Below are 21,072 nucleotides of genomic sequence, written 5' to 3'. Positions count from 1 at the left end.
CGGGCGATTGCAAGCTGGCCGAGTGTCGAGGCAACGCTGCTATCGAACGAGGATGTTGCGGAATTGCCACGGGTCTTTGGTATCGAGATCCTCGGGAAACAGACCAGGCCGATTGTCGAGCGGTGTCCAGTCGGTATAATAGCTCCTGACCGGCCCGAGATAGGGGCCCTGCACGTCGAGGCAGCGCTTGTAATCCATCTCGTCGGCCTCGACGATGCCGGCCTCGGGATTTTCCAGCGCCCAGACCATGCCGGCCAGCACCGCCGACGTGACCTGCATGCCGGTGGCGTTCTGATAGGGCGCCAGCTTGCGCGCCTCGGCCAGCGACAGCTGCGAGCCGTACCAGTAGGCGTTCTTGGCGTGGCCGTAGAGCAGCACGCCGAGTTCGTCGACGCCATCGACCAGTTCATTTTCGTCGAGCACGTGATGCACGGGCTGAGCCTTGCCGGCGACACCGAACATCTCGTGCAGCGACAGCACTGCGTCGTTGCAGGGATGATAGGCGTAATGGCAGGTCGGCCGGTATTGCACCTTGCCCTTCTTGCCGCGCAAGGTGAAAAAATCGGCGATCGAGATCGCTTCGTTGTGTGTCACCAGGAAACCGTATTGCGGGCCGGGCGTCGGACACCATGTGCGCACGCGTGTATTGGCGCCGGGCTGCTCCAGATAGATCGCGGCCTTCGAACCGTTCTTGTGGCTTTTGGCGTTCTTCGGCATCCACGCCTCATGCGTGCCCCAGCCGAGCTCGGCCGGCTGCAGCCCTTCCGAAATGAAGCCTTCGACCGACCAGGTGTTCCAGAACACGTTCATCGGCTTGGGCTTCTTGGTGCGCTGGGTGTCGCGCTCGGCGATATGGATGCCCTTGACGCCGGCCTTCTTCATCAGCCTGGCCCAGCCTTCGCGATCGTGCTGCGCGGGTTCCGAGAAGTCGAGGCCAAGATCTGTGGCGAGGTTGACCAGTGCCTGCTTGACGAACCATGAGACCATGCCGGGATTGGCGCCGCAGCACGAGATCGCAGTGGTGCCGCCCGGGTTCTTCGCGATTTCAGTACGTACGGTCTCGCGCAGCGCATAGTTGGTGCGTGAGGCGTTGTCGGCCTTCTCGTCGAAATAAAAGCCGAGCCAGGGTTCGACCACCGTGTCGATATAGAGGACGCCAAGCTTGCGGCAGAGCTTCATCAGCTCAAGCGAGGAAGTGTCGACCGACAGGTTGACGCAAAAGCCCTGGCCGCCGCCATTGGTCAAAAGCGGTGTCAGCAGCTTCTTGTAGTTGTTTTTGGTCACCGCATCCTGCATGAAGGTGATGCCGCGCTCGTCGAGCAATTTGCGGTCGGTGTCGCGCGGGTCGATGACCGTCATGCGCGACTTGTCGAATTTGAAATGGCGCTCGATCAGCGGCAGCGTTCCCCGTCCGATCGAGCCGAAGCCGATCATCACTACAGGGCCGGTGATCTCACCGTAAACGGGCCAGTTTTCATTCGCCATTTATCGATTACTCCCTCAAAAAACGCTTCGGAACAGCGGCTTGGCCGCGGCGCGACAAACCATAGATCATTGTCACAATAAAGCGAAAAGCGGACGGCCGGCCTCACGCCGCGCCATCCCGGCTACGGCTCGACCAGTCTTGCGAATGCAGGCTTGAAGAGGTCATGTGCCTCGGAGACCGGCAGTTCCAGCAGATCGTCGGCGCAGGCCTCGGCTCCGCCTCAGCTGCTATCGACAGTACCAGGATCGCGGCCATGAACGTGACCGGCCTGCCAAGATGCTGGATCATTGTGCCCCCAAGCCACAAGTTACAGTTGTCTTCCGCCGACAGTCACGGTCGGCTGTCAGGCCCTTATAGTCAAGGTGTGCCCCGTTCAGTGCCAGACGCTGCTCAGCGAAAAGACGCTGCCAGCGCCGCCCCGATGCGGATGGCGCATCCGCGCGTTTCAGCGGATTTTTGCCCTCGGCCCGGCTGTGGAGGCTCGAACCACCAGTTCTACCGGCAGAACGACCTGGCGGGGGGCTTCATTGTCAATAACCATTCGGGCGGCAAGCCTGCCTTTTCCGATCACGTCTTGCGCCACAGTGGTCATCGGAGGCGTGGTGCGTGCGGATTCAGCAGTGCCATCGAAGCCAACGACCGATACGTGGCCCGGCACGCCGATGCCGCGGCGAACCGCCTCGTCCAGTATTGTGATCGCCTGCCAATCCGACATGGTCAGGATCGCGGTTGCTTCAGGCGCCCTGTCGAACACCACTGCTCCGGCAGATGGCTCGCCTGGGATCGTCTCGAGGATCGGGACATCGTCGATCGACAAATTCGCCTCCGCCAAACCCTGTTTGAAACCGTCGAGCCTTTCATCGTCGAGCGGGAAGCCGGCCAGAAGCGGGCGCGTTGCCTGTCCGGGCATGTGGACAATCGGTGGGCCGGGAGTCCGTCGCGCCGAAAGGATGGCAAAATGCCGGTGCCCCAGCCCGGTCAAATGCCGGACGGCAGCTACCGCGCCGCTCCAGCCGTCGATCTTTATCGAATTGATGTCGGGACCCGCGTCGCTTTCGAGAATGACGAAGGGCAGACGCCGTCTCTGGACCGAAATTATGAGACCAATATCGGCGCTGTGACCAAGGATCTTCAACGCCACACATGCCACCAATCCGTTGTGGACCCCACACGCCCGGTTTCATGTCGTCTGGCAGGTGCTGAGCTACACCGGTGTGGCGCTGATTGCGCTCGGACTTATCTGGATCGAGGGACAACTCGAAGCCGAGCGGCTCGATCTCGCCGGGGGATTGGCCGCGGCTATGTATGGAGCATTCTTCGCGGCCATGCTCTCGCGGCCGATCTATGGCGGCGTGCTGTATGACGAGAACGGCTATCCGCCGTTCCGGCCGCCGTTTGGACCGGCGGGCTGGCGGTGGGATGTCAACGTCACCGTCTTTACCGCGATGTCCGCGATCCTGCTGCTGGGCCTGGCTGCGATTTAGGGCAATTCCAGGAAAGGTGTGAAACGGTTTTCCGTCCGGGATTGCGCAGAAACAAAGAGATAGAGCGGTTCGGCGTTTCCGTGAGACGATGAACTGCTCTAGGACAGCGCCAGCGCCCTGAGCCACGCGACCAGCCGGTTACGGTCGGCGGTCATCCCCTTGTAGTCGAGCTGTGCCTCGTCCAGCGCCAGAAGTTGTTCGGCCAAGGACGCCGCGAGCGCCGCGCGGTCGGGGTGGCGTTCCAGCACGGCGAGCGGGTCGAGATGGATGCGGATGGTGAAGAGTACGTCGCCCGAAACGGGGAGCTTTCTCAGCGTTTGCCGCTCGACGCGGATAAAGGCATGGGCGTCGATGTCGCCATCCGGGAATCTCGACGGGCGACTGCTGGCGCGGTCGATGCGTTCGAGGTTGGAGAGCGGGTGGTAGAGTGCGTCGCCCGCCTGGATCGACCAGTTGTAGCGCTCGACGGCTTGGCCCTGGAGTCCGTCGAACATGCGGTTGATGAGCTCGGCCGGGCGTGTGCCTGGACCGAAACCCGGTACCGGTGCGTGGATCTGCTGCAGCGGCTTGCCGAATTTTTCGATCAGCGACCATGACGAGGGGAAGCAGAGCGAGCCGGCGGCCAGACGCCAGCCGCTGTCGTCGCGGCGCATCAGGATCAAATCCTCCTGGACGAGCAGCGAGGCGGCGATAAGCGGCGCATCGCTGAAAGAAGCTGGGGTGCCCGAGCCCTCGAGATTGTCGGTGCCGTCGATCACCTCGATCGCATTGTCGGTACGCCTGTGGGTCTCCGGAAAGTTCGCCGCCAGATGCGCACCGAGCAGATCGAGCACTTCGCGCTGGGCGTCGCGCGTTGCTTGCTCCTCGACAAAGACCTTGTCGGGAATTTCCGCGTAAAGCCGGCGTTTCTCGGCAAGGTAGGGCAGCAGATATTCGTCGACCTCGATCCAGCTATCGAGATTGAGCGGCTTCAGCCCGATGGTGAACAGTTTCGACGAGCCGTCATAGGGTGTGTGGGTCGGCGGGCGGAAACTCATGCCTCTTTGTAGGCTTCCAGTGCGGCGGCGGCCATTCTCGCCGTGAATTCGGTGATTTCGTAATCGGCGGCACCTGCCTTGGCGAAGGGATCGTCCGCCAGTCTGGCATCGAGCACCTCGCGTGGACCGCGCGCGATGATGATGCCGCCGGTCCTTGGCCGCTTTGGCCCGGAGGCGACAAAGATACCTTGCGCATAGCAGGCCTTCAGCCACTCGACATGCGCTTGCTGCAAGCGGTCGATCTCGGTCAGCGGCACCTTGTAGTTCAGCGAAACCACGAACATTGTTGTCTCCCGATGCTTCAGCCCAGCCGCGCCGGGATCAATCCGCGCAGCGAGTTGCCGACGAACAGCGCCTTGGCCGATTTCAGTTCGTTCCACGTGTAGACCGCTTCACCGGCGCGGCCTTGATCCAGCAGTTCGCCGCGCAGGACGCCAGGCAGCAGGCCGCAATCGAGCCGCGGCGTGGCCAGCACGCCGTCGCCGAAATCGGCAAAGACGTTGGTGATCGTGCCCTCGCAGATTTCGCCGCGCTCATTGGCGAGCAGCACCTCGTCGGCGCGGCTGGCGAGATATTCGGCGCGGGCGCGCGTATAGGGTTGTCGGCGGCTGGTCTTGTGACGCAGCAGCGTGTCGCTCGAATCAAGCCGCACCCGTGCCAGTTGAAGTGTCCAGACCTTGTCTGCGGCGAGCGGCTCGTAAGGCTGCGCCGAAACCGCGACTTCGCCCTTGCGCGACAGGACGAGGCGTGTGCGCAACGCGATCTGTTGGTGGCCGACCGCATTCATCAGCGCTTCGCCGACCCTTTGCGGATCGCAGGCGAAACCGAGTTCGCTTGCCGAGCCGTAGAGCCGCGCGAGATGGCGGTCGAAACGGAGGAAACCCGAGCCGGATTCCCAGCGCATTGTTTCGATCAGTTCGAAATCGGCAGTGTTCCCGTCGCGAAACGGGCTTTCAGCAGACACTCCTGGTACTCCTCTTCGGCTGTCGAATCGAAGACGACGCCACCGCCGACATTGTAGACCGCCTCGCCATTGGCAAAGAGCGAGATGGTGCGGATCGCCACGGAAAAACGCATCCGGCCGCCGGGCGCGATCCAGCCTATGGCGCCGCAATAGACATCGCGCGGGCCACTTTCCAGCTCGCGCAGAATTTCCATAGCGCGGATCTTCGGTGCGCCGGTAATCGAGCCGCAGGGGAACAGCGCGGCGAAAATCTGGCGGATGGCGAGGCCGGGCAAGAGTTTCGCCCGCACGCGGCTCACCATCTGGTGGACGGTCGGGTAGCTCTCGATGCGGAAAAGCTCCGGCACATCGAGCGTGCCAACCTCGCTGATCAGTGAAATGTCGTTGCGCAGGAGATCGACAATCATCCGGTTCTCGGCCTGGTTCTTCTCGTCGTTGCGCAAGAACGCTTTCAGGCGATCGTCCTCGGCTTTTGTTGCCCCGCGCGGCGCGGTGCCCTTCATCGGATGCGTCTCGATCATGCCTTCCGCGTCCACCTCGAAGAACAGTTCGGGCGAACGCGACAAGACGATCGGATCGCCGAGCGCGACCAGGGCCCCATACTTCACCGGCTGGCGTTCGGTCAGCGCGTTGAAGGCGACCAGCGGATCGCCCGACCATTGCGCATGGACCGGAAAGGTCAGATTGCCCTGGTAGCAGTCGCCCTTGCGGATGTGGTCATGCAGCCTGGCAAAGCGTTTGGCGTAGTCGTCCGAAGACCAGGCTGCCTTGGCGTCGAAGATTGGGCCGTTGCTAGCCGGCAGATCGCCTGGCGCGACCGTCTCCTCGACCGGCGCATCGAACACGCCGAGGCAGAAAAGCGGGGCGCGGCGGCCGGCCGGCAGTAGCGGAACGAGCTTGGGTTCGAGCAGGTAACCGGCCTCGTAGGAGAAATAACCGGCCAGCCATTTGCCGCCGTCATGTGCAGCCTGCGCGGCTTCCAGCGCCGGCAAAAAATCCGCCTCGCCATGCGCTGCGATTATCTCGGCCGGCCAGTCGAAAACGAGCTGCCGCGCGGTCTCGTCGTTCCTGAAAATTGCAAAGGGCAGGGGCATAAGGCTCGGATGCTGCGGTCGCCAGCGATCGATCTATATGGGGGCTCGACCGTGCGCAATCGAGGGAACGGCGTCTCAAGACGCAAAGGCGCGGCGGCAAAAACAAAAGCGGCGCCAGAGAGCGCCGCCTTGTTCCAGATGCCGCCTGCGGTGGATCAGGTGTTGCTGGCTTCTCCCGCGGTCGGGAAGCGGCGCGCAAATTCCTTTTCGTCGCCGGCGGCAAGCAGTTTCGCCTGCTCAATCCAGCGTTCACGTTCGATACGGCCGTCGAAATTCAACGTCGCCTCGATCCGCTTGACGTCGTCGGGCGTCCAGGCGGCGATCTGGGCATAGGTCGTGACCCCAAGCCCTTTGAGCAGCCGCTCGTTGGTCGGGCCGATGCCGATCAGGCGACGCAGATCGTTGGCGTTGCCTGCTGCCGCGGCTGTTGCCTTGCCGGTCGCGGCTTTCTTTGCCGCTGGCGCGGTCTTGCTTGCCGCCGGCGCAGCCTTGCTTGCCACTGGCACAGTCTTGGGCGCGGTGGTCGCTTTCGATGCGGCCGGTTTCGGCGTTGCCGGTTTAGCGGCAGTTGCGCGCGGCGCAGCCGCGGCTTTGGCCGTTGCAGATTTCTTCGGCGCCGGTTTGGCCGGTGCGGATGTCGACATCAGCCTTGACGGCGCCTGCATCGCGGCTTTGGTCGCGCCGGTCTTGGCGGCTGGCGCCTTGGCTGTTGCCGCCTTCGCGGTTGGCGCCTGGTTGGTTTTCGCCTCGCCCAGCCGGCGTTCGAGATCGGCGCGGGCGCGGCCGCATGCATCCAACTCACCGGTCAGACGGTCGCTATCGGCCCGCAATCTGTCGCGTTCGCTGCGCGTGCGGTCTAGATCGCCGCGCAAACTGTCGAGTTCGCCACGCAGGCGTCCCCAAATGAACCAGCCAACCAACACACCTACCAGGAACGCCAGGAGCATGTAGAAAAAAGTGCCCATTGTCTTTCTCTCTCCAGTCCGATCCGTCCGCCCTGGCCTGTAGAGCCATGACCTCGGCGAAGGACCATTCGATGGTGGTTCCGCAATTTGCAGAACAGCCGGCTTCGATCGAGCCGTCGGCGACCGGTTTGCCCCTGGCCAACAGCCGTTGTCGCATCCGCCGACACGCCATGACCGGTCGGGATTTTCCGACCTGACCCATTCATGCCCGGCTGAGCTTGAGGGCGGACGCTATCATACAGCTTACGGGAATCTAACGGAAAACTTCCATGGAAAGTTATTTAAGAACAAATATCCAAGACAAGAATAGAACCATCGCCAATATGCATTGCAGCTAAACTGTTCTGGAAAACCCGGTCACCCGGTGTTGCGCATCACCCAGTGTTGCGCATCAATTGTCCAGTGCTTCCAGCTCGTCGATCAGTCCGCTGATCACGCCAAGCCCGATCTGCCAGAAGGCAGGGTCGGCCGCGTCGAGGCCGAACGGCGCCAGAAGCTCGGAATGATGCTTGGTGCCGCCGGCGCGCAGCATGGCAAAATATTTCTCCTGAAAGCCGCGCTCGGCGTTCTGGTAGACCGCGTAGAGCGAGTTCACCAGGCAATCGCCGAATGCGTAGGCATAGACGTAGAAAGGCGAGTGGATGAAGTGCGGGATATAGGTCCAGAAAATCTCGTATCCTTCGCGCAGCTTGATCGCCGGCCCGAGGCTTTCCGCCTGCACTTCCAACCAGAACTGGCCGAGCTTGTCGGAGGTCAGTTCGCCGCTCCTGCGCTCGGCATGCACTTTGCGCTCGAACTCGTAGAAGGCGATCTGGCGCACGACCGTGTTGATCATGTCCTCGACCTTCTGGGCGAGCATGGCCTTGCGTTCGCGCTTGTCGGTGGTCTGCTCGAGCAGCGAGCGGAAGGTCAGCATTTCGCCGAACACCGATGCGGTTTCGGCCAGCGTCAGCGGCGTCGATGCCATCAAGGCGCCCTGGCCGCCGGCCAGCACCTGGTGCACGCCGTGGCCGAGCTCGTGCGCCAGCGTCATCACGTCGCGCGGCTTGCCCATGTAGTTGAGCAGCACATAGGGATGCGCCGAAGGCACGGTCGGATGCGCGAAGGCGCCAGGCGACTTGCCGGGTCTCACCGGTGCATCGATCCAGTTGCGGTCGAAGAAAGTTCTGGCGATCTCCGCCATGTCGGGCGAAAAGCGCTGGTAGGCGGAAAGCACGGTGTTCTTGGCCTCGTCCCAGCCGATGACCGCCTGCGGGGTCTCCGGCAGGGGCGCATTGCGGTCCCAGTGGTTCATCACCTCCATGCCGAGCCAGCGCGCCTTCATCGCGTAATAGCGATGCGACAGGCGTGGATAGGCGTCGCGAACCGCGGCGGCGAGTGCATCCACCACGCTGCTTTCGACGCGGTTGGCGAGGTGGCGGGAATCGGCAATGTCCTCGAAGCCGCGCCAGCGGTCGGAAATCTCCTTGTCCTTGGCCAGCGTGTTGGTGACCAGCGTGAAGACGCGCAAATTCTTGCGGAAGGTCGTGGCCAGCGCCTCGGATGCCCGGCGGCGCACCTCGCCGTCGGCATCCTGAAGGCGATTGAGTGCCGGCTCCAGCGTCAGCTCCTCGCCGTCGACGTCGAAGCGCAAATCGGTCATCGTCTCGTCGAACAGGCGGTTCCAGGCCCCGCGCCCGGTGATCGATTTTTCATGGAAGAGCTGCTCGATGCGGTCTTCGAGCTGATAGGGCTTGTCCTTGCGCAGATCGAGCACCCAGGGCCGGTAATGGGCGAAGGCCGGATCGGCGGCGAGTGCGGTTTCGATCGCGCTATCGTCGATGAGATTCAGCTCGAGCGCGAAAAACAGCAGGTGCGCGCTGGCATCGGTCATCTTTTCCTGGATGTCGCCATAGAGCTTGGCGCGCTGCGGATCCGACGTGTTGCCGGCATAGACAAGCCCGGCATAGGAGACGATGCGGCCGATCAGCTCCTCCAGCGCTTCATAGGCCTGAAGCGCCTCGCCAAGCCTGCCGGCGCTGCCACGCCCGGCCTCGGCGGCGAGCGTGCCTTTCCAACGGCTCTCGAAGGCGATGGCATCGACGGCGGCCTTGGCGATGTCGCGCTTCAACTCGGGCGCTTCCATGCCCGAATAGAGATCGGCCAGATTCCATTCCGGCAGGTCGCCAAGCTCCGCCACGCCCTGACCGGGCGCCGCCGCCAGCTTTCGAGCAAAAACCATGCGCATTGCCGATCCTTCCAGACACAAAAATTCGAGGAAACGAGAAGCCGGTCAAATCCTAAGGAATTCATTCACCGGGTTTTTTGAAAGCTTATTTAGAACCCTGTGCCAAGATGATCCATAGGGCGCATTCTCGGGCGGGCACGGTCGGATCAGTCATGGCAGCTTCCATACTCATAGTCGATGACGATCCCGTGCAGCGCAGGCTGCTCGAGGCGGCGGTGACGAAATTCGGCCACACCGCGATCGTCGCCGATGGCGGCGAGGCGGGTCTCGAGTTTGTCGACGGACCCAATGCGCGCGACGTGTCGGTGGTCATCCTAGACCTTATGATGCCCGGGCTCGACGGCATCGGCGTGCTGAAGGCGATGCGCGAGCGTGGCATCCACATTCCCGTCATCGTGCAGACCGCGCAGGGCGGCATCGAAACCGTCGTTTCGGCAATGCGTCACGGCGCCTTCGACTTCGTCGTCAAGCCGGCCTCTCCCGACAGGCTGCAGGCGTCGATCGGCAACGCCCTCAAGGTCGAAGCGCTCGAAGGCGAAGTGAAGCGCTCGTCACGACAGCGTGGCGGCCATCTGACATTCAAGGACATGATCACCCACAGTCCGGCGATGGATCGGGTGATCCGGCTCGGCCGCAAGGCGGCGGCGTCCAACATTCCGATCCTGATCGAAGGTGAATCCGGCGTCGGCAAGGAACTGGTGGCGCGCGCCGTCCAGGGCAGCGGCGACCGCCGCTCGAAACCCTTCGTCACCGTCAATTGCGGCGCCATCCCCGACAATCTGGTCGAATCGATCCTGTTCGGGCACGAGAAGGGCTCGTTCACCGGCGCCACCGAAAAACATACCGGCAAGTTCGTCGAAGCGCACACCGGCACGCTGTTCCTTGACGAAATCGGCGACCTGCCGCTCGACGTGCAGGTCAAGCTGTTGCGCGCCGTACAGGACGGCGAGGTCGATCCGGTCGGCGGGCGCTCGGCCGTCAGGGTCGACATCAGGCTGATCTCGGCAACCCATCGCAACCTGCTGCAGCAGGTCAAGGACGGCAAGTTCCGCGAGGACCTGTTCTATCGGCTGAACGTCTATCCAATCTTCGTGCCGCCATTGCGCGACCGTCGCGACGACATCCCCTATCTGGTGGAGCATTTCATGGAGAAGGTGGCGCCCGCCGATCCGCGCCACCGCCTGCGAGGCATCTCGGCTGCGGCGCTTGCCATGCTGCAGGCCTATGACTGGCCGGGCAACATAAGGCAGCTCGAAAACGCCGTCTTCCGGGCTTCGGTGCTCGCCGACGGCGACATGCTGACCGAAGAAGAATTCCCGCAGATCCGGACGCAAATCGAGGGCACGGTCAATCTCGATTCGGGTATTGCCTTGCCAGCTCCAGGGTGGCCAGCTTCAGGGGGGCCAACTCCAGGGTGGCCAGCTTCCGGAGTGGCTTCGGGCAGCCAGCCGCGCGACAACATATCCGCCGCTGGCGGCATCGCAGCCGCCGACGCCGATGCACCAGCCAAGCCTCGTTTCGGCACGCTGCGGGCGCTCGACGAGCGCGGCAATGTGCGTGCGCTGGCCGACGTCGAACTCGAAATGATCAAGCTCGCCATCGATCACTACAACGGCCAGATGAGCGAAGTCGCCCGCCGCCTCGGCATCGGCCGGTCGACGCTCTACCGCAAGCTCAAGGAATACGGCATCGACCCGGAAACCGGCCGCGTCGAACGGCTCGCTTCCTGAGTCACAGGGCCAGGCCGGTTCTCATCCGGACATCATTCCACGCAACTGCGCGTCGAAATGATGTGTTCGCCACAGTGTTCACGTATTAAGGCGGACGGTAACAGATCGTGTTTCGAGCTGGCGCCAAAACATGATCTAAACCAGCGGTTTACCAAGATATCCTGCGCAATATTTTTGGCGGGATATCGCCACCGTGTTACCGCATTTCGGCTTCAATAAGCGATGATTAACCATTAGGATCGATATTCGGATGCACACACCACGCATCCGTTTGGTCAAATCCGGGGACAAAACGGCAGCCTGCAAGGCCTTTTGATTTGAACAGAATCGAACGACACAAAAACGGGCGGCATTATCACATGAGCGTCTGGCCGAGATGGCTGGCAGCGGTGATTGTTGCCGTCGGGTTCCTTGCAGCGGCGGCAACCGGCGCCAGCGCCGAGACACGTTCGCTGAAGCTCTATCATCTCCACACGCATGAAAAGGCGGAGATCGTCTATAAGCGCAACGGGCGCTACGACCAGGCGGGCTTGCGAAAGATCAACATCATCCTGCGCGACTGGCGTCGCAACGAGCCGACCAAGATGGATCCGCGCCTGCTGGACCTGGTCTGGGAGGCCTATCGGGAGAGCGGCGCCACCGATTACATCCAGGTCGTCTGCGGCTATCGTTCGCCGGCCACGAATTCGATGCTGCGCAGCCGCAGCAGGGGCGTCGCCGAGAAGAGCCAGCACATGCTCGGCAGGGCGATGGATTTCTATATTCCCGGCGTGCCGCTGAAGAAGCTGCGCGACGTCGGCCTCAGGATGCAGGGCGGCGGCGTCGGCTACTATCCCAGCTCCGGCTCGCCCTTCGTGCATATGGATGTCGGCAATGTACGCCACTGGCCCGGCATCAGCCGCCAGGAACTGGCGCGCGTGTTCCCCAACGGCAAGACGCTGCATGTGCCGAGCGACGGCAAGCCGCTGCCTGGCTATCAACAGGCCCTCGCCTCCTACAAAGCCCGCAAGGGCGCCGGCGCGCCGGCCATCGAACTCGCCAGCGCAAGCGGCGGTGCCAAAAAATCCCGTGGGTTCCTGGCAGCCCTCTTCGGCGGTGGCGACGACGAGGCGGACGACAGCGCCGACGTGGCGATGGCCGAGCCGGCGCCAAAGCCCCGTAACGTGAAGCCGGCGCCGTCCGCCAAGAGCAGCAACCTGCCTGGCATTGCCATCGTGGCGCCTCAGGATGCCAAGCGCGCTCAGATTCCGGAAGTCGCCGATGCTCCGGCGCCTGCGCCTGAACCGGAGAACGACACGCCGGAGACGATCATCGCGGCATTGCCTGCGCGCAGCATCCCGCTGCCGGATTTTGCTCCGCGCCCGAAGACGGACGTCGGCGCCCAGCCGCCTGAGAACGTTCCGTTCGGCGTGGCGGATGCGGCTGGATCGACTGAACAGGCGGTGGCGACCGCGCAAGCGCCGGCAAGTGTGGCGCCGGCAAATGTTCCGTTCGGCATAGCAGACCCGTCTGCTGCGGCCGGCCCGGCGCAGGTCGCTGCAAACAACATTCCCGTGCCGAGCTGGCGGCCCGATCATTCGCTGCCGGCCGATCTTTCGCCGGCGGGTCTTGCGCCGCAGGACAAGCAAGTGTTGCTGGCGCTGGCGAGTGCGGCCGAGCGGAGCAACACCGCCACCGACGCATTCTCGGTATTGCCGTCGGCGCGGCCCGACAGTTCAGAGCCCGACGAGGTCAAGGCCGTTCTGGAAAGGGTCAGCGCGACCGACGAATACAAGGTCGCGTCGCTTTCCGAGCAAGCATCGGTGTTCGAGGAACCGGCGAGCGACGACGGGGCATCGAGCGACGGGGCATCGCCGCGCGAGGCCATCGTTGCCCGCCGGGCAGGCTCCGATCCGGCGGCCGTCATCGGAGCGGGCGTGAAGACCACACGCAAGGAACCCAGGGCCACCGCCCGCGACCTGAAGCCCGGCCCCAAGCCGGTGGTGGTCGCCGCCGCGCCGCAGGCCGCCCGTTGGGCGCTGCACAGCGGTGAGTATGTCGCAACCGTTTCAGATGCGACAACGGCGCCGCGCTACGCCTACGACTTCGTCCGTACGGCACCGAGCGAGGTCTATACGATAGGCTTCCAACCGGGCAACGAGATGGCCGACGCAAACCGGTTCACCGGCAAAGCCGTCAAGTTCATGTCGGTTGCCCGCTTCAAGACCGAGTAGGCCGCGCTGGGCAAATATCGTAAAGGCTGCGCTGGCACCCCGCGCGGCCTCCACCGCCGGCACTGGCTTCCTTCATCCAGGGATGCTAACCACTGGTCGGCATTCTCCCGCTTCGTCTAATGGTAGGACAGCGCCCTTTGAAGGCGTGAATCGTGGTTCGAGCCCATGAGCGGGAACCAGCCTGCGAACCAGATCGGCCAGATCGGCGGCGACTTTTGATGCAGAAGATGCTAGCGCCCGAGCTTGCTTGCCGCGCGCGCCAAGGCTTCGATCTCGTCCCATTTGCCGGCCTTGACCAGCTCGTCCGGCGCCACCCAGGAACCGCCGACGCAGATGACGTTGGGCAGGCTGAGGTAGTCGGCGGCGTTCTTGCCGGTGATACCGCCGGTCGGGCAGAATTTCACGTCGGCAAGCGGCGAGGCGAAAGCCTTGAGCGAGGCAATGCCGCCCGACTGTTCGGCCGGGAAGAATTTCAGAAAGCGCAGACCGGCTTCGCGGGCGGCCATGACCTCTCCCGGCGTGATGGCACCGGGCAGCAACGGCACGTCGCTGTCCTTGGCTGCCGCGAGAAGCTCGCGGGTGATGCCGGGGCTGACGATGAACTTCGAGCCGGCGGCCGCCGCCTCGCCGAACTGCCGGGCGTCCAGGATGGTGCCGGCGCCGACGACGGCGTCTTCGACCTCGCCTGCCACCCGGCGGATCGCCTCCAGCGCGTCGGCGGTGCGCAGCGTGATCTCGATCACCGGCAGGCCACCGCTGGCCAGCGCCCGGGCCAGCGGCACCGCGTCGGCGGGATTGGCGATCTTCAGCACCGGTATGACCGGCTGGCCGTTGAGGAGCGACAGGAGCTTTTCGGTCGTGCTGGGCATTCGTCGTCTCTCCTCTGTTGATCAAGTCGACCGGTTAGCAGAAGGCGGTTTTTCTGTCCACGAAACGCGGCGTGTCGCGATGTCACGCGTGGTGTTCGAAACCTTCCGCGATCAGACCGCACCCGGCTCTGCCTTGATCCGGCTGTCGTGAGCGTTTAGTGGCTTGGTGATGACACTGCCCAGCCAAGCCTTCCGCGTTGCCGCGCTTTACCGCTTCGCCCGGCTCGACACCTTCGAGGCGCTGCGCGCGCCGCTCGCCGCCTTCTGCTGCGCACGCGGCATCAAAGGCACGCTGCTGTTGGCGCGTGAGGGCATCAACGGCACGGTCGCCGGCAGTGAAACGGCAATCGCCGCGCTCATCGATCATTTCGAATCCATCGACGGTCTCGCCGGCCTCGAGATCAAATACAGCAGCGCCGCAACGATGCCGTTCCACCGCATGAAGGTGCGGTTGAAGCGCGAGATCGTCACCGTGGGCGTGGAGAATATCGATCCGGCGGCAGGTGCAGGCACCTATGTCGCGCCGGCCGACTGGAATGCACTGATCTCGGATACGGGTACCATCGTCATCGACACGCGCAACGCCTACGAGGTGTCGCTCGGCACCTTCAAGGGCGCTGTCGATCCCGCCACCAACAGCTTCCGCGAATTCCCGGCCTGGGTCGAGCGGCATCGGCACGAGCTCGACGGGCGCAAGGTCGCCATGTTCTGCACCGGCGGCATACGCTGCGAGAAGGCGACGGCCTATGTGAAGTCGCTCGGTTTGGAGGATGTGTTCCACCTCAAGGGCGGCATTCTGAAATATCTCGAGGACGTGCCCGCCGAACAGAGCCTCTGGCAAGGCGAATGCTTCGTCTTCGACGAGCGCGTTTCGGTATCGCACGGGCTGGTCGAAGGCGAGGCCGAACTCTGCCGCGCCTGTCGGCATCCGCTAGCCGCGGAAGACCGGCTGTCGCCGCAATATGCTACCGGCGTTTCATGCCCGCATTGCTTCGATGCCCGCTCGGACGAAGATCGCGCCCGCTACGCCGAGCGCCAGCACCAGGTCGAGCTGGCGCAAGCACGCGGCGACCGCCACATCGGAAGTTAGCTTCACGTTAAGCAACTTAACGTCAAGCAACAGAGAAGCGGTCGATGACCCACAGCCATGTCCCGTCGCTCTGCCGGCGCGCGACCTCGGTGGTGATGGTGCCGTCGGGAAGCCGGGTCGAGGTGAGCGCCAGGTCGCCATTGACGACAGCCGGGCGCTGATCTCCGGACTGAAATTTTCGGCCGGTTGCGGTGATCTCCGCGAACAGCCCCCGGATGGCTTCGCGGCCGAACGTCAGTTGTCCGCCACCGCTGTCGATGACGGCATGCTGCTCGAAAAGCGCTGCCATGCCGTCAATGTCTCCGACCCATTGCCGTGAAATCAACAGGCGCTCCAGTTCCTGGGGGTCGCGTGCCGGCTGGCGGTCTGTCTCATCGGTCATGCCAGGCTCCTCCCAAGCGACATGCCGCGACATTAGTCGGGGGCGGTTTCGACACGTCCAATGTCCACAGCGCCGCGCGTTTTTTGACGCGGATGGAGGCTGCAGCACTATAATTTCCGCGTGAAATCCCAGCAGATGTCGGTGCAACGTCATGCGTGGCAGCGGGCAAAAGGATGCACCGCGTCATTGTAATGTCAAACTGCGGGACCTAGGTCTTCGACGTGCAAACCCTGCCCGCGCGCCTTTGGCCGGGCCAATTCTGGAGGCATTGATGTTCGATCCCAAGAAGCTCCTCGACGATCTGCTCGGCTCGCAAGTTCCCGGCACCGGATCAACCGTCCGCGACAAGGCCGGGCAGGCGGTGCAGATGGCCAAGGACAATCCGCTTGCCGCCGGTGCGCTGGCTGCGGTGCTGCTCGGAACCGGCCCCGGCCGCCAGGTCACCGGTGCGGCGGTGAAGCTTGGTGGGTTGGCTGCGATCGGCGGCCTCGCCTACAAGGCCTACCAGAACTACAAGAACGGCAACGCGCCGGCCGAGACGCAAGCTGCAGGCGAACCGGAATTGCTGCCGCCGCCGGCCGATACCGCCTTCCATCCGTCGCAAGCGCCGCAGGGCGAAGACGAATTCACGCTGACGCTGGTCAGGGCGATGATCTCGGCGGCGAAGGCCGACGGTCACGTCGATGACGAAGAGCGGCAGAAGATCGCCGGCAAGCTCAGCCTCGCCGGCGTCGGCGCCGAAGCGGAGAAATTCCTGATGTCGGAACTGGAGGCGCCGCTCGATCTGGATGTGCTGATCGCCGGGGCCAAGACCGATGCGCAAAAGCTGGAACTCTACACCGCCTCGCGTCTTGCCATCGATCCGGACACGCGGGCCGAACGCGGCTATCTCGACCTGCTTGCCGGCCGTCTCGGCCTGCCGGATGCGCTGGTCGACCATGTCGAGGCGACGGTGACGGCGGCGAAGGTGCCGGCAGCGGGCAGCACGGCCAAGCCGGTCGCAGGCTCGCGCTGGTAGCTCGAAGAGGAAGCCTCGGAGCTCAGCGCCGTTGGCGTTAGCTTCTCGTTAATCCGGTGAGCGCATGATTTCAGTCAGTCGGATCGGCTTTCCTCCTCCCATGCCCGGTTCGGATCAGGGGCGGTCGCCAACGGCCGCCCTTTTTGTGAGCACAGGCTTTGGGCCGGCTTGCCATGGTTCCCGTCATTTGCGATGCCTCATCCCTTTCAGGGAGTACAGCCATGACCGACTATAAAACCGCCATCGTCACCGGCGCCGGCACGGGCATCGGCAAAAGCGTCGCCACGGCGCTGCTCAAGGCCGGCTGGGATACGGTCTTCTGCGGTCGCCGCAAGCCGGTGCTGGAGGATGCGATCGCCGCGGCCGGGCCGACGCAGGCCAAGGCATTGGCCTTCGCCTGCGACATCAGCAAGGCCGATCAGGTCGACGATCTGTTCGAGACGGTGGCGGCGGCTTTCGGGCGCGTCGACCTGCTCTTCAACAATGCCGGCACGAGCTACAAATCGACATTGATCGACGACATCCCGGTCGACGTGTGGAACGACATCGTCGGGGTCAATCTCACCGGCTCGTTCCTGTGTGCTCGCGCCGCGTTCGGCGCCATGCGCAGGCAGCAGCCGATGGGCGGCCGCATCATCAACAACGGCTCGGTGTCGGCCTATGCGCCACGGCCGGGCTCGGTGCCCTATACGGCGACCAAGCACGCCATCACCGGGCTGACCAAGACGCTGGCGCTGGACGGCAGGCCCTTCGACATTGCTTGCGGTCAGATCGACATCGGCAACGCGCTGACCGACATGGCGCAGGCGATGACGGTCGGCGTGCCGCAAGCCAACGGCACCATTGCCGCCGAAGCGGTGATGGATGTCGAGCGCGTCGCCGATGCGGTCCTCCATATGGCCAGCCTGCCGCTCGACGCCAACGTGCTGTTCATGACCGTGATGGCGACGAAGATGCCGTTTGTCGGGCGAGGCTAAATTAATCTCAACCCGGTCCTAAATCAGGGCCGGGTGACCGGAAGCGGCACGCCGGGAAGATAGAGCGAAATCGGGCGGATTTCGTAGACGGCGGTCGGATTGACGCGGCGAAGGTCGCGCGCAATGTCGATAGCGGCGTCACGGTTGGCGCAGTCGACGACATAGAGCCCCAGCAATTGTTCCTTGGTCTCGGCAAAGGGGCCGTCGATAACCATTCCGGTGCCTGGCCCGCGCAAGGTGCAGGCGTCTTGTGTCGCGCCGAGCCGGGCCGCCGGCCCAAGGGTGCCTTGCCGGTAGAGCCGATCGTTGATCTGGAGAAGATCGGTCATCAGCGCCGCATCCTGCTCAGGCGTCAGTGCCGTGATCGCTGCTTCCTCGTGATAGGCAAGAATGGCATAGAACATCTGGCGTCTCCTTTCGTCGTCCTCACTTCGCCAGGAACGCCTCGATCCGCTCCAGCGCGCGCAGGATGTTCTCTTCGGAATTCGCGTAGGACAGCCTGACATAGCCTTCGCCGAGAATGCCGAAATCGGGGCCGCCGATCAGCGCCACGCCGGCATCCTCGAGCAGCGCCGAGGCGAGCTTCTTGGCCTTCCAGCCGGTCTTGGAAACATTGGGGAAGGCATAGAAGGCGCCTTTCGGCGTAATGCAGGAAACGCCGGGCAAGGCATTCAACCCCTCGACCACGACCTTCCTGCGGCGGTCGAAGGCGCGCATCATCTTGTCGACATCGTCCTGCGGGCCGTCGATGGCGGCAATGCCGGCATACTGGCTCGGCGCGTTGACACAGGACCAGCAATTGACCGCTAGCTTGCGCACCTTGTCGTAGAGATGCGCGCCCTTGTCGCCATTCGGCCAGATCGACCAGCCCATGCGCCAACCGGTCATCGCCCAGGTCTTCGACCAGCCGTTGAGCACGATCAGCCGGTCGCGGATTTCGGGGAAGGCGAGCAGCGAGCAGTGCGTCTCGCCGTCATAGGTCATCACGTCGTAGATCTCGTCGGAGAGGATGGCGACGTCCGGGTGCGCTTGCAGCCCCTTGACCAGCTTCTCGATCTCGGCGCGCGGCGTGACGCCGCCGGTCGGATTGGCCGGCGAGTTGAGAATCAGCAGCCTGGTCTTCGGCGTGATCAGCGCCAGCGTCTCCTCGGCCGAAAAGGCAAAGCCGTTCTCCTCGCGCATCGGCACCGGGATGGGGGCAGCGCCGGTGAACTCGATCATCGAGCGGTAGATCGGAAAGCCGGGATCGGGATAGAGGATTTCGGCACCCGGCTCGCCGAACATCAGGATCGCCGCGAACATGGTCGGCTTGCCGCCGGGCAGGATCATCACCGCTTCCGGCGAGACTTCGACGCCGGTAGTGGCCAGCGTGCGGCGGACCACCGCTTCGCGGGTCGCCAGCAGGCCGTTGGCCGGCGTATAGCCGTGATGGCCGTCGCGCAGCGCCTTGATCGCGGCCTCGACGATGTGCTGCGGCGTCTTGAAGTCGGGCTGGCCGATGCCGAGATTGACAATGTCGCGGCCCTGATGGGCAAGTGCCGTGGCGCGCGCCAGCACTGCGAACGCATTTTCCTCGCCGAGGCGGTCGAAGGCCGAAATCGTGTGGAGCATTTTTCCTGTCCGTGTGGTTCTTTCAGCGAGCGTGCGTTTTTGTGAGCGTCCGCCCGCAAAAGTCAAACGGATTGGAGTTTTCGGTGTCGGAAAATCTCAAGAATTGGCAACCGCGCCCGCGGCCCGAACGCAAGGTGCTGGAGGGGCGAACTGTCAGGCTGGAGCCGCTCAACGCCGAAAAGCACGGCGACGGCCTGTTTGAGGCCTCGTCGGTGGCCGATGTCGACGGCCGCTTTGCCTGGCTGCCAGACTACCCGCCGGAGAGCCGTGCCGCCTTCCAGCCATGGCTGGACAAGGCGGAAGCCAGCGAAGACCCGCTGTTCTTCACGGTCATCGACAAGGCCAGCGGCAAGGTCGCCGGGCGCCAGACGCTGATGCGCATCGACGCCACCTATGGCGTCATTGAGATCGGCAACATCTATTGGGGCCGGCTGATCTCGCGAAAGCCGGCGGCGACGGAAGCGCAGTTCCTGTTCATGAAGTATGTCTTCGACGAGCTTGGCTACCGCCGCTACGAATGGAAATGCAATAACCGTAACGAGCCGTCGAAGCGCGCGGCGGAACGTTTCGGCTTCAAGTTCGAAGGCATTTTCCGTCAGCATCTTGTGGTCAAGGGCGAAAACCGCGATACCGCGTGGTATTCGATCATCGACAGGGAATGGCCTGATCTGCGCAGAGCCTATGAGGCGTGGCTGGATCCGGCTAATTTCGACAGCGATGGCCAGCAGAGGCGGCGGCTCGAGGATTTTCGCGCTGAGTTCGGCGCCTGACCATGATCCCGAAAAGTGGAATTCGATTTTTCGGGTAAGATCATGGTTAAAAAGATAGAGCCTCCATCCCGATTCTGCCGGGATGGATCAGGCTCTAGCAGGAGCTCATAGATGGCGCATACCCACGACCATGCTGTGCAGGGCCACGACCAAAGTCACCGTGCCGGGCATGTGCATGGCTCGACCGACAAGAAGCGCGTGCTGATCGCGGCCTGCCTGACCGCCGGCTTCATGGTCGTCGAAGCGCTTGGCGGTCTCTTGACGGGATCGCTGGCGCTGCTGGCGGATGCCGGCCACATGCTTGCCGATTGCATTGCGCTCGGCCTTGCCTGGTATGCCTTCCATCTCGCGGGCCGGCCGGCAACCGTGCGCCTCACCTATGGTTTCGGCCGGGTCAAGACATTGGTCGCCTACACCAACGGCATCGCCATCTTCGCCATCGCGCTGTGGATCATCTACGAGGCCTGGGGGCGTTTGCTGACGCCTGAGCCCGTGCTCGGCGGGCCGATGCTGGTCGTTGCCATCGCCGGCCTTGCGGTCAATATCGGCTCTTTCTTCGTGCTGCATGGCGGCGACCGCGATAGCCTGAACATGCGTGGCGCCATCCTGCACGTGCTCGGCGATCTGCTTGGCTCGGCGGCGGCGATCGTGGCGGCGCTGGTGATCCTGGCGACGGGCTGGACACCTATCGATCCGATCCTGTCGGTGCTTGTCGCGCTGCTGATCCTGTCCACGGCCTGGTCGCTGATGCGCGAAGCCGCCCACGTCCTGCTCGAAGGCGTGCCGGCAAGCCTCGACCGCGACCTGATCGCCAGGGACATCGAGGCGACAGTCAAGGGCGTGCGCGAGGTGCATCACATGCATGTCTGGTCGATCGACGGTTCCAGCAACATGGCGACGTTGCATGCCTGCCTCAATGACGGCGTCGACGCGCATATGGCGGTCAGCGCGATCAAGAAGCGGCTTACGGCGGAACATGGCATAGCCCATGCCACGGTCGAACCGGAATTCGGCCGATGTGCGGACAGCCATGAGCATGATGACGAGCACGAGCATGCGCATGACACGGCACCGCACCGCGGCCATTATCACTGACTTCGGGAGTTCTGGGCATTGGCAACGATCGACATGAACTCTCGCCACCCTGGCGCCGCG

At 63.5% G+C, this 21,072-nt stretch carries 21 protein-coding genes and 1 tRNA gene; 10 read left to right on the top strand and 12 right to left on the bottom strand.

Annotated features, from left to right (window positions below; genetic code table 11):
* Positions 1-39: 39 nt before the first annotated feature.
* Together NKH16_RS04815 and NKH16_RS04810 are read right to left on the bottom strand one after the other, a co-directional pair.
* A complete protein-coding gene (locus tag NKH16_RS04815; RefSeq protein ID WP_352742062.1) occupies positions 40-1,485 on the bottom strand; it encodes a homospermidine synthase in 1,446 nt (481 codons plus the stop codon).
* A 446-nt stretch (positions 1,486-1,931) separates the two neighbouring features.
* A complete protein-coding gene (locus NKH16_RS04810; protein ID WP_352742060.1) occupies positions 1,932-2,627 on the bottom strand; it encodes a substrate-binding domain-containing protein in 696 nt (231 codons plus the stop codon).
* Between the two features lie 55 nt (positions 2,628-2,682).
* On the opposite strand from NKH16_RS04810, the gene NKH16_RS04805 reads away from it, so the two are divergent.
* Positions 2,683-2,970 carry a hypothetical protein gene (locus NKH16_RS04805; RefSeq protein WP_352742058.1) on the top strand — a complete coding sequence of 96 codons (288 nt, stop codon included), beginning with the start codon at positions 2,683-2,685 and terminating at the stop codon, positions 2,968-2,970.
* A 98-nt stretch (positions 2,971-3,068) separates the two neighbouring features.
* Here NKH16_RS04805 and NKH16_RS04800 read toward each other — a convergent pair whose 3' ends face one another.
* The 6 genes from NKH16_RS04800 to NKH16_RS04775 form a co-directional block, all read right to left on the bottom strand.
* Positions 3,069-4,007 carry a heme-dependent oxidative N-demethylase family protein gene (locus tag NKH16_RS04800; protein WP_352448217.1) on the bottom strand — a complete coding sequence of 313 codons (939 nt, stop codon included), beginning with the start codon at positions 4,005-4,007 and terminating at the stop codon, positions 3,069-3,071.
* Positions 4,004-4,291 (bottom strand): YciI family protein, encoded by a 288-nt coding sequence (locus tag NKH16_RS04795; RefSeq protein ID WP_352448216.1) that lies wholly within the window; start codon positions 4,289-4,291, stop codon positions 4,004-4,006. The genes NKH16_RS04800 and NKH16_RS04795 overlap by 4 nt, the downstream gene beginning before the upstream one ends.
* Positions 4,292-4,308: 17 nt before the next feature.
* Positions 4,309-4,971 carry an aminotransferase class IV family protein gene (locus NKH16_RS04790; protein ID WP_352898522.1) on the bottom strand — a complete coding sequence of 221 codons (663 nt, stop codon included), beginning with the start codon at positions 4,969-4,971 and terminating at the stop codon, positions 4,309-4,311.
* Positions 4,920-6,065 carry an aminodeoxychorismate synthase component I gene (locus NKH16_RS04785; RefSeq protein ID WP_352448214.1) on the bottom strand — a complete coding sequence of 382 codons (1,146 nt, stop codon included), beginning with the start codon at positions 6,063-6,065 and terminating at the stop codon, positions 4,920-4,922. The genes NKH16_RS04790 and NKH16_RS04785 overlap by 52 nt, the downstream gene beginning before the upstream one ends.
* Positions 6,066-6,220: 155 nt before the next feature.
* The gene (locus NKH16_RS04780; protein ID WP_352742054.1) at positions 6,221-7,030 is read right to left on the bottom strand and encodes a helix-hairpin-helix domain-containing protein; all 810 of its coding nucleotides are present in this window, start codon (positions 7,028-7,030) and stop codon (positions 6,221-6,223) included.
* A gap of 391 nt (positions 7,031-7,421) precedes the next feature.
* The gene (locus tag NKH16_RS04775; RefSeq protein WP_352821167.1) at positions 7,422-9,257 is read right to left on the bottom strand and encodes a M3 family oligoendopeptidase; all 1,836 of its coding nucleotides are present in this window, start codon (positions 9,255-9,257) and stop codon (positions 7,422-7,424) included.
* A 152-nt stretch (positions 9,258-9,409) separates the two neighbouring features.
* Here NKH16_RS04775 and NKH16_RS04770 point away from each other — a divergent pair, with 152 nt between their 5' ends.
* The 3 genes from NKH16_RS04770 (at position 9,410) to NKH16_RS04760 (ending at position 13,379) form a co-directional block, all read left to right on the top strand.
* Entirely contained in the window at positions 9,410-10,987 is a 1,578-nt protein-coding gene (locus NKH16_RS04770) for a sigma-54-dependent transcriptional regulator (RefSeq protein WP_352448211.1), read from the top strand.
* Positions 10,988-11,346: 359 nt separating this feature from the next.
* Entirely contained in the window at positions 11,347-13,200 is a 1,854-nt protein-coding gene (mepK, locus tag NKH16_RS04765) for a peptidoglycan L,D-endopeptidase MepK (protein ID WP_352742050.1), read from the top strand.
* A gap of 105 nt (positions 13,201-13,305) precedes the next feature.
* Positions 13,306-13,379: transfer RNA gene (locus NKH16_RS04760), tRNA-Gln, on the top strand.
* A 51-nt stretch (positions 13,380-13,430) separates the two neighbouring features.
* On the opposite strand, the gene NKH16_RS04755 is transcribed toward NKH16_RS04760, so the two are convergent.
* Positions 13,431-14,069, bottom strand: coding sequence for a 2-dehydro-3-deoxy-phosphogluconate aldolase (locus tag NKH16_RS04755; protein WP_352448209.1), 639 nt, complete (start codon positions 14,067-14,069; stop codon positions 13,431-13,433).
* Here NKH16_RS04755 and NKH16_RS04750 point away from each other — a divergent pair.
* Both NKH16_RS04750 and trhO read left to right on the top strand, forming a co-directional pair.
* The gene (locus NKH16_RS04750; protein WP_352588071.1) at positions 14,059-14,220 is read left to right on the top strand and encodes a hypothetical protein; all 162 of its coding nucleotides are present in this window, start codon (positions 14,059-14,061) and stop codon (positions 14,218-14,220) included. The genes NKH16_RS04755 and NKH16_RS04750 overlap by 11 nt on opposite strands.
* 18 nt (positions 14,221-14,238) lie before the next feature.
* On the top strand, positions 14,239-15,159 hold the full coding sequence (trhO, locus tag NKH16_RS04745; RefSeq protein ID WP_502894797.1) for an oxygen-dependent tRNA uridine(34) hydroxylase TrhO: 921 nt from the start codon (positions 14,239-14,241) through the stop codon (positions 15,157-15,159).
* A gap of 22 nt (positions 15,160-15,181) precedes the next feature.
* On the opposite strand, the gene NKH16_RS04740 is transcribed toward trhO, so the two are convergent.
* Positions 15,182-15,541: a YybH family protein gene (locus tag NKH16_RS04740; protein ID WP_352742046.1), complete on the bottom strand. Its 360-nt coding sequence runs from the start codon at positions 15,539-15,541 to the stop codon at positions 15,182-15,184.
* Between the two features lie 271 nt (positions 15,542-15,812).
* Here NKH16_RS04740 and NKH16_RS04735 point away from each other — a divergent pair, with 271 nt between their 5' ends.
* The gene (locus NKH16_RS04735) at positions 15,813-16,559 is read left to right on the top strand and encodes a tellurite resistance TerB family protein (protein WP_352488764.1); all 747 of its coding nucleotides are present in this window, start codon (positions 15,813-15,815) and stop codon (positions 16,557-16,559) included.
* A gap of 221 nt (positions 16,560-16,780) precedes the next feature.
* On the top strand, positions 16,781-17,536 hold the full coding sequence (locus NKH16_RS04730) for an SDR family oxidoreductase (protein WP_352742044.1): 756 nt from the start codon (positions 16,781-16,783) through the stop codon (positions 17,534-17,536).
* Positions 17,537-17,559: 23 nt separating this feature from the next.
* Here the strand turns inward: NKH16_RS04730 and NKH16_RS04725 are convergent, their stop codons facing one another.
* Together NKH16_RS04725 and NKH16_RS04720 are read right to left on the bottom strand one after the other, a co-directional pair.
* The gene (locus tag NKH16_RS04725) at positions 17,560-17,940 is read right to left on the bottom strand and encodes a YciI family protein (protein WP_352742042.1); all 381 of its coding nucleotides are present in this window, start codon (positions 17,938-17,940) and stop codon (positions 17,560-17,562) included.
* Between the two features lie 22 nt (positions 17,941-17,962).
* A complete protein-coding gene (locus NKH16_RS04720) occupies positions 17,963-19,147 on the bottom strand; it encodes a pyridoxal phosphate-dependent aminotransferase (protein WP_352465831.1) in 1,185 nt (394 codons plus the stop codon).
* An 83-nt stretch (positions 19,148-19,230) separates the two neighbouring features.
* Here NKH16_RS04720 and NKH16_RS04715 point away from each other — a divergent pair, with 83 nt between their 5' ends.
* Both NKH16_RS04715 and NKH16_RS04710 read left to right on the top strand, forming a co-directional pair.
* Complete coding sequence (locus NKH16_RS04715; protein WP_352742040.1) at positions 19,231-19,917, top strand: GNAT family N-acetyltransferase; 687 nt, start codon at positions 19,231-19,233, stop codon at positions 19,915-19,917.
* Between the two features lie 111 nt (positions 19,918-20,028).
* Positions 20,029-21,012 (top strand): cation diffusion facilitator family transporter, encoded by a 984-nt coding sequence (locus tag NKH16_RS04710; RefSeq protein WP_352742038.1) that lies wholly within the window; start codon positions 20,029-20,031, stop codon positions 21,010-21,012.
* Positions 21,013-21,072 lie beyond the last annotated feature (60 nt).

Origin of the sequence: Mesorhizobium sp. M1307, from assembly GCF_040318155.1 — a bacterium.
GTDB lineage: Bacteria > Pseudomonadota > Alphaproteobacteria > Rhizobiales > Rhizobiaceae > Mesorhizobium.
This window is presented reverse-complemented; position numbering and strand designations above follow the sequence as displayed.

What these genes read in the sequence shown, in the direction of transcription:
- NKH16_RS04815 (WP_352742062.1), bottom strand. Translation starts at nt 1,485, where the DNA reads ATGGCGAATGAAAACTGGCCCGTTTACGGTGAGATCACCGGCCCTGTA.
- NKH16_RS04800 (WP_352448217.1), bottom strand. Translation starts at nt 4,007, where the DNA reads ATGAGTTTCCGCCCGCCGACCCACACACCCTATGACGGCTCGTCGAAA.
- NKH16_RS04795 (WP_352448216.1), bottom strand. Translation starts at nt 4,291, where the DNA reads ATGTTCGTGGTTTCGCTGAACTACAAGGTGCCGCTGACCGAGATCGAC.
- NKH16_RS04785 (WP_352448214.1), bottom strand. Translation starts at nt 6,065, where the DNA reads ATGCCCCTGCCCTTTGCAATTTTCAGGAACGACGAGACCGCGCGGCAG.
- NKH16_RS04780 (WP_352742054.1), bottom strand. Translation starts at nt 7,030, where the DNA reads ATGGGCACTTTTTTCTACATGCTCCTGGCGTTCCTGGTAGGTGTGTTG.
- NKH16_RS04775 (WP_352821167.1), bottom strand. Translation starts at nt 9,257, where the DNA reads ATGCGCATGGTTTTTGCTCGAAAGCTGGCGGCGGCGCCCGGTCAGGGC.
- NKH16_RS04770 (WP_352448211.1), top strand. Translation starts at nt 9,410, where the DNA reads ATGGCAGCTTCCATACTCATAGTCGATGACGATCCCGTGCAGCGCAGG.
- mepK (WP_352742050.1), top strand. Translation starts at nt 11,347, where the DNA reads ATGAGCGTCTGGCCGAGATGGCTGGCAGCGGTGATTGTTGCCGTCGGG.
- NKH16_RS04755 (WP_352448209.1), bottom strand. Translation starts at nt 14,069, where the DNA reads ATGCCCAGCACGACCGAAAAGCTCCTGTCGCTCCTCAACGGCCAGCCG.
- trhO (WP_502894797.1), top strand. Translation starts at nt 14,239, where the DNA reads ATGACACTGCCCAGCCAAGCCTTCCGCGTTGCCGCGCTTTACCGCTTC.
- NKH16_RS04740 (WP_352742046.1), bottom strand. Translation starts at nt 15,541, where the DNA reads ATGACCGATGAGACAGACCGCCAGCCGGCACGCGACCCCCAGGAACTG.
- NKH16_RS04735 (WP_352488764.1), top strand. Translation starts at nt 15,813, where the DNA reads ATGTTCGATCCCAAGAAGCTCCTCGACGATCTGCTCGGCTCGCAAGTT.
- NKH16_RS04730 (WP_352742044.1), top strand. Translation starts at nt 16,781, where the DNA reads ATGACCGACTATAAAACCGCCATCGTCACCGGCGCCGGCACGGGCATC.
- NKH16_RS04725 (WP_352742042.1), bottom strand. Translation starts at nt 17,940, where the DNA reads ATGTTCTATGCCATTCTTGCCTATCACGAGGAAGCAGCGATCACGGCA.
- NKH16_RS04720 (WP_352465831.1), bottom strand. Translation starts at nt 19,147, where the DNA reads ATGCTCCACACGATTTCGGCCTTCGACCGCCTCGGCGAGGAAAATGCG.
- NKH16_RS04710 (WP_352742038.1), top strand. Translation starts at nt 20,029, where the DNA reads ATGGCGCATACCCACGACCATGCTGTGCAGGGCCACGACCAAAGTCAC.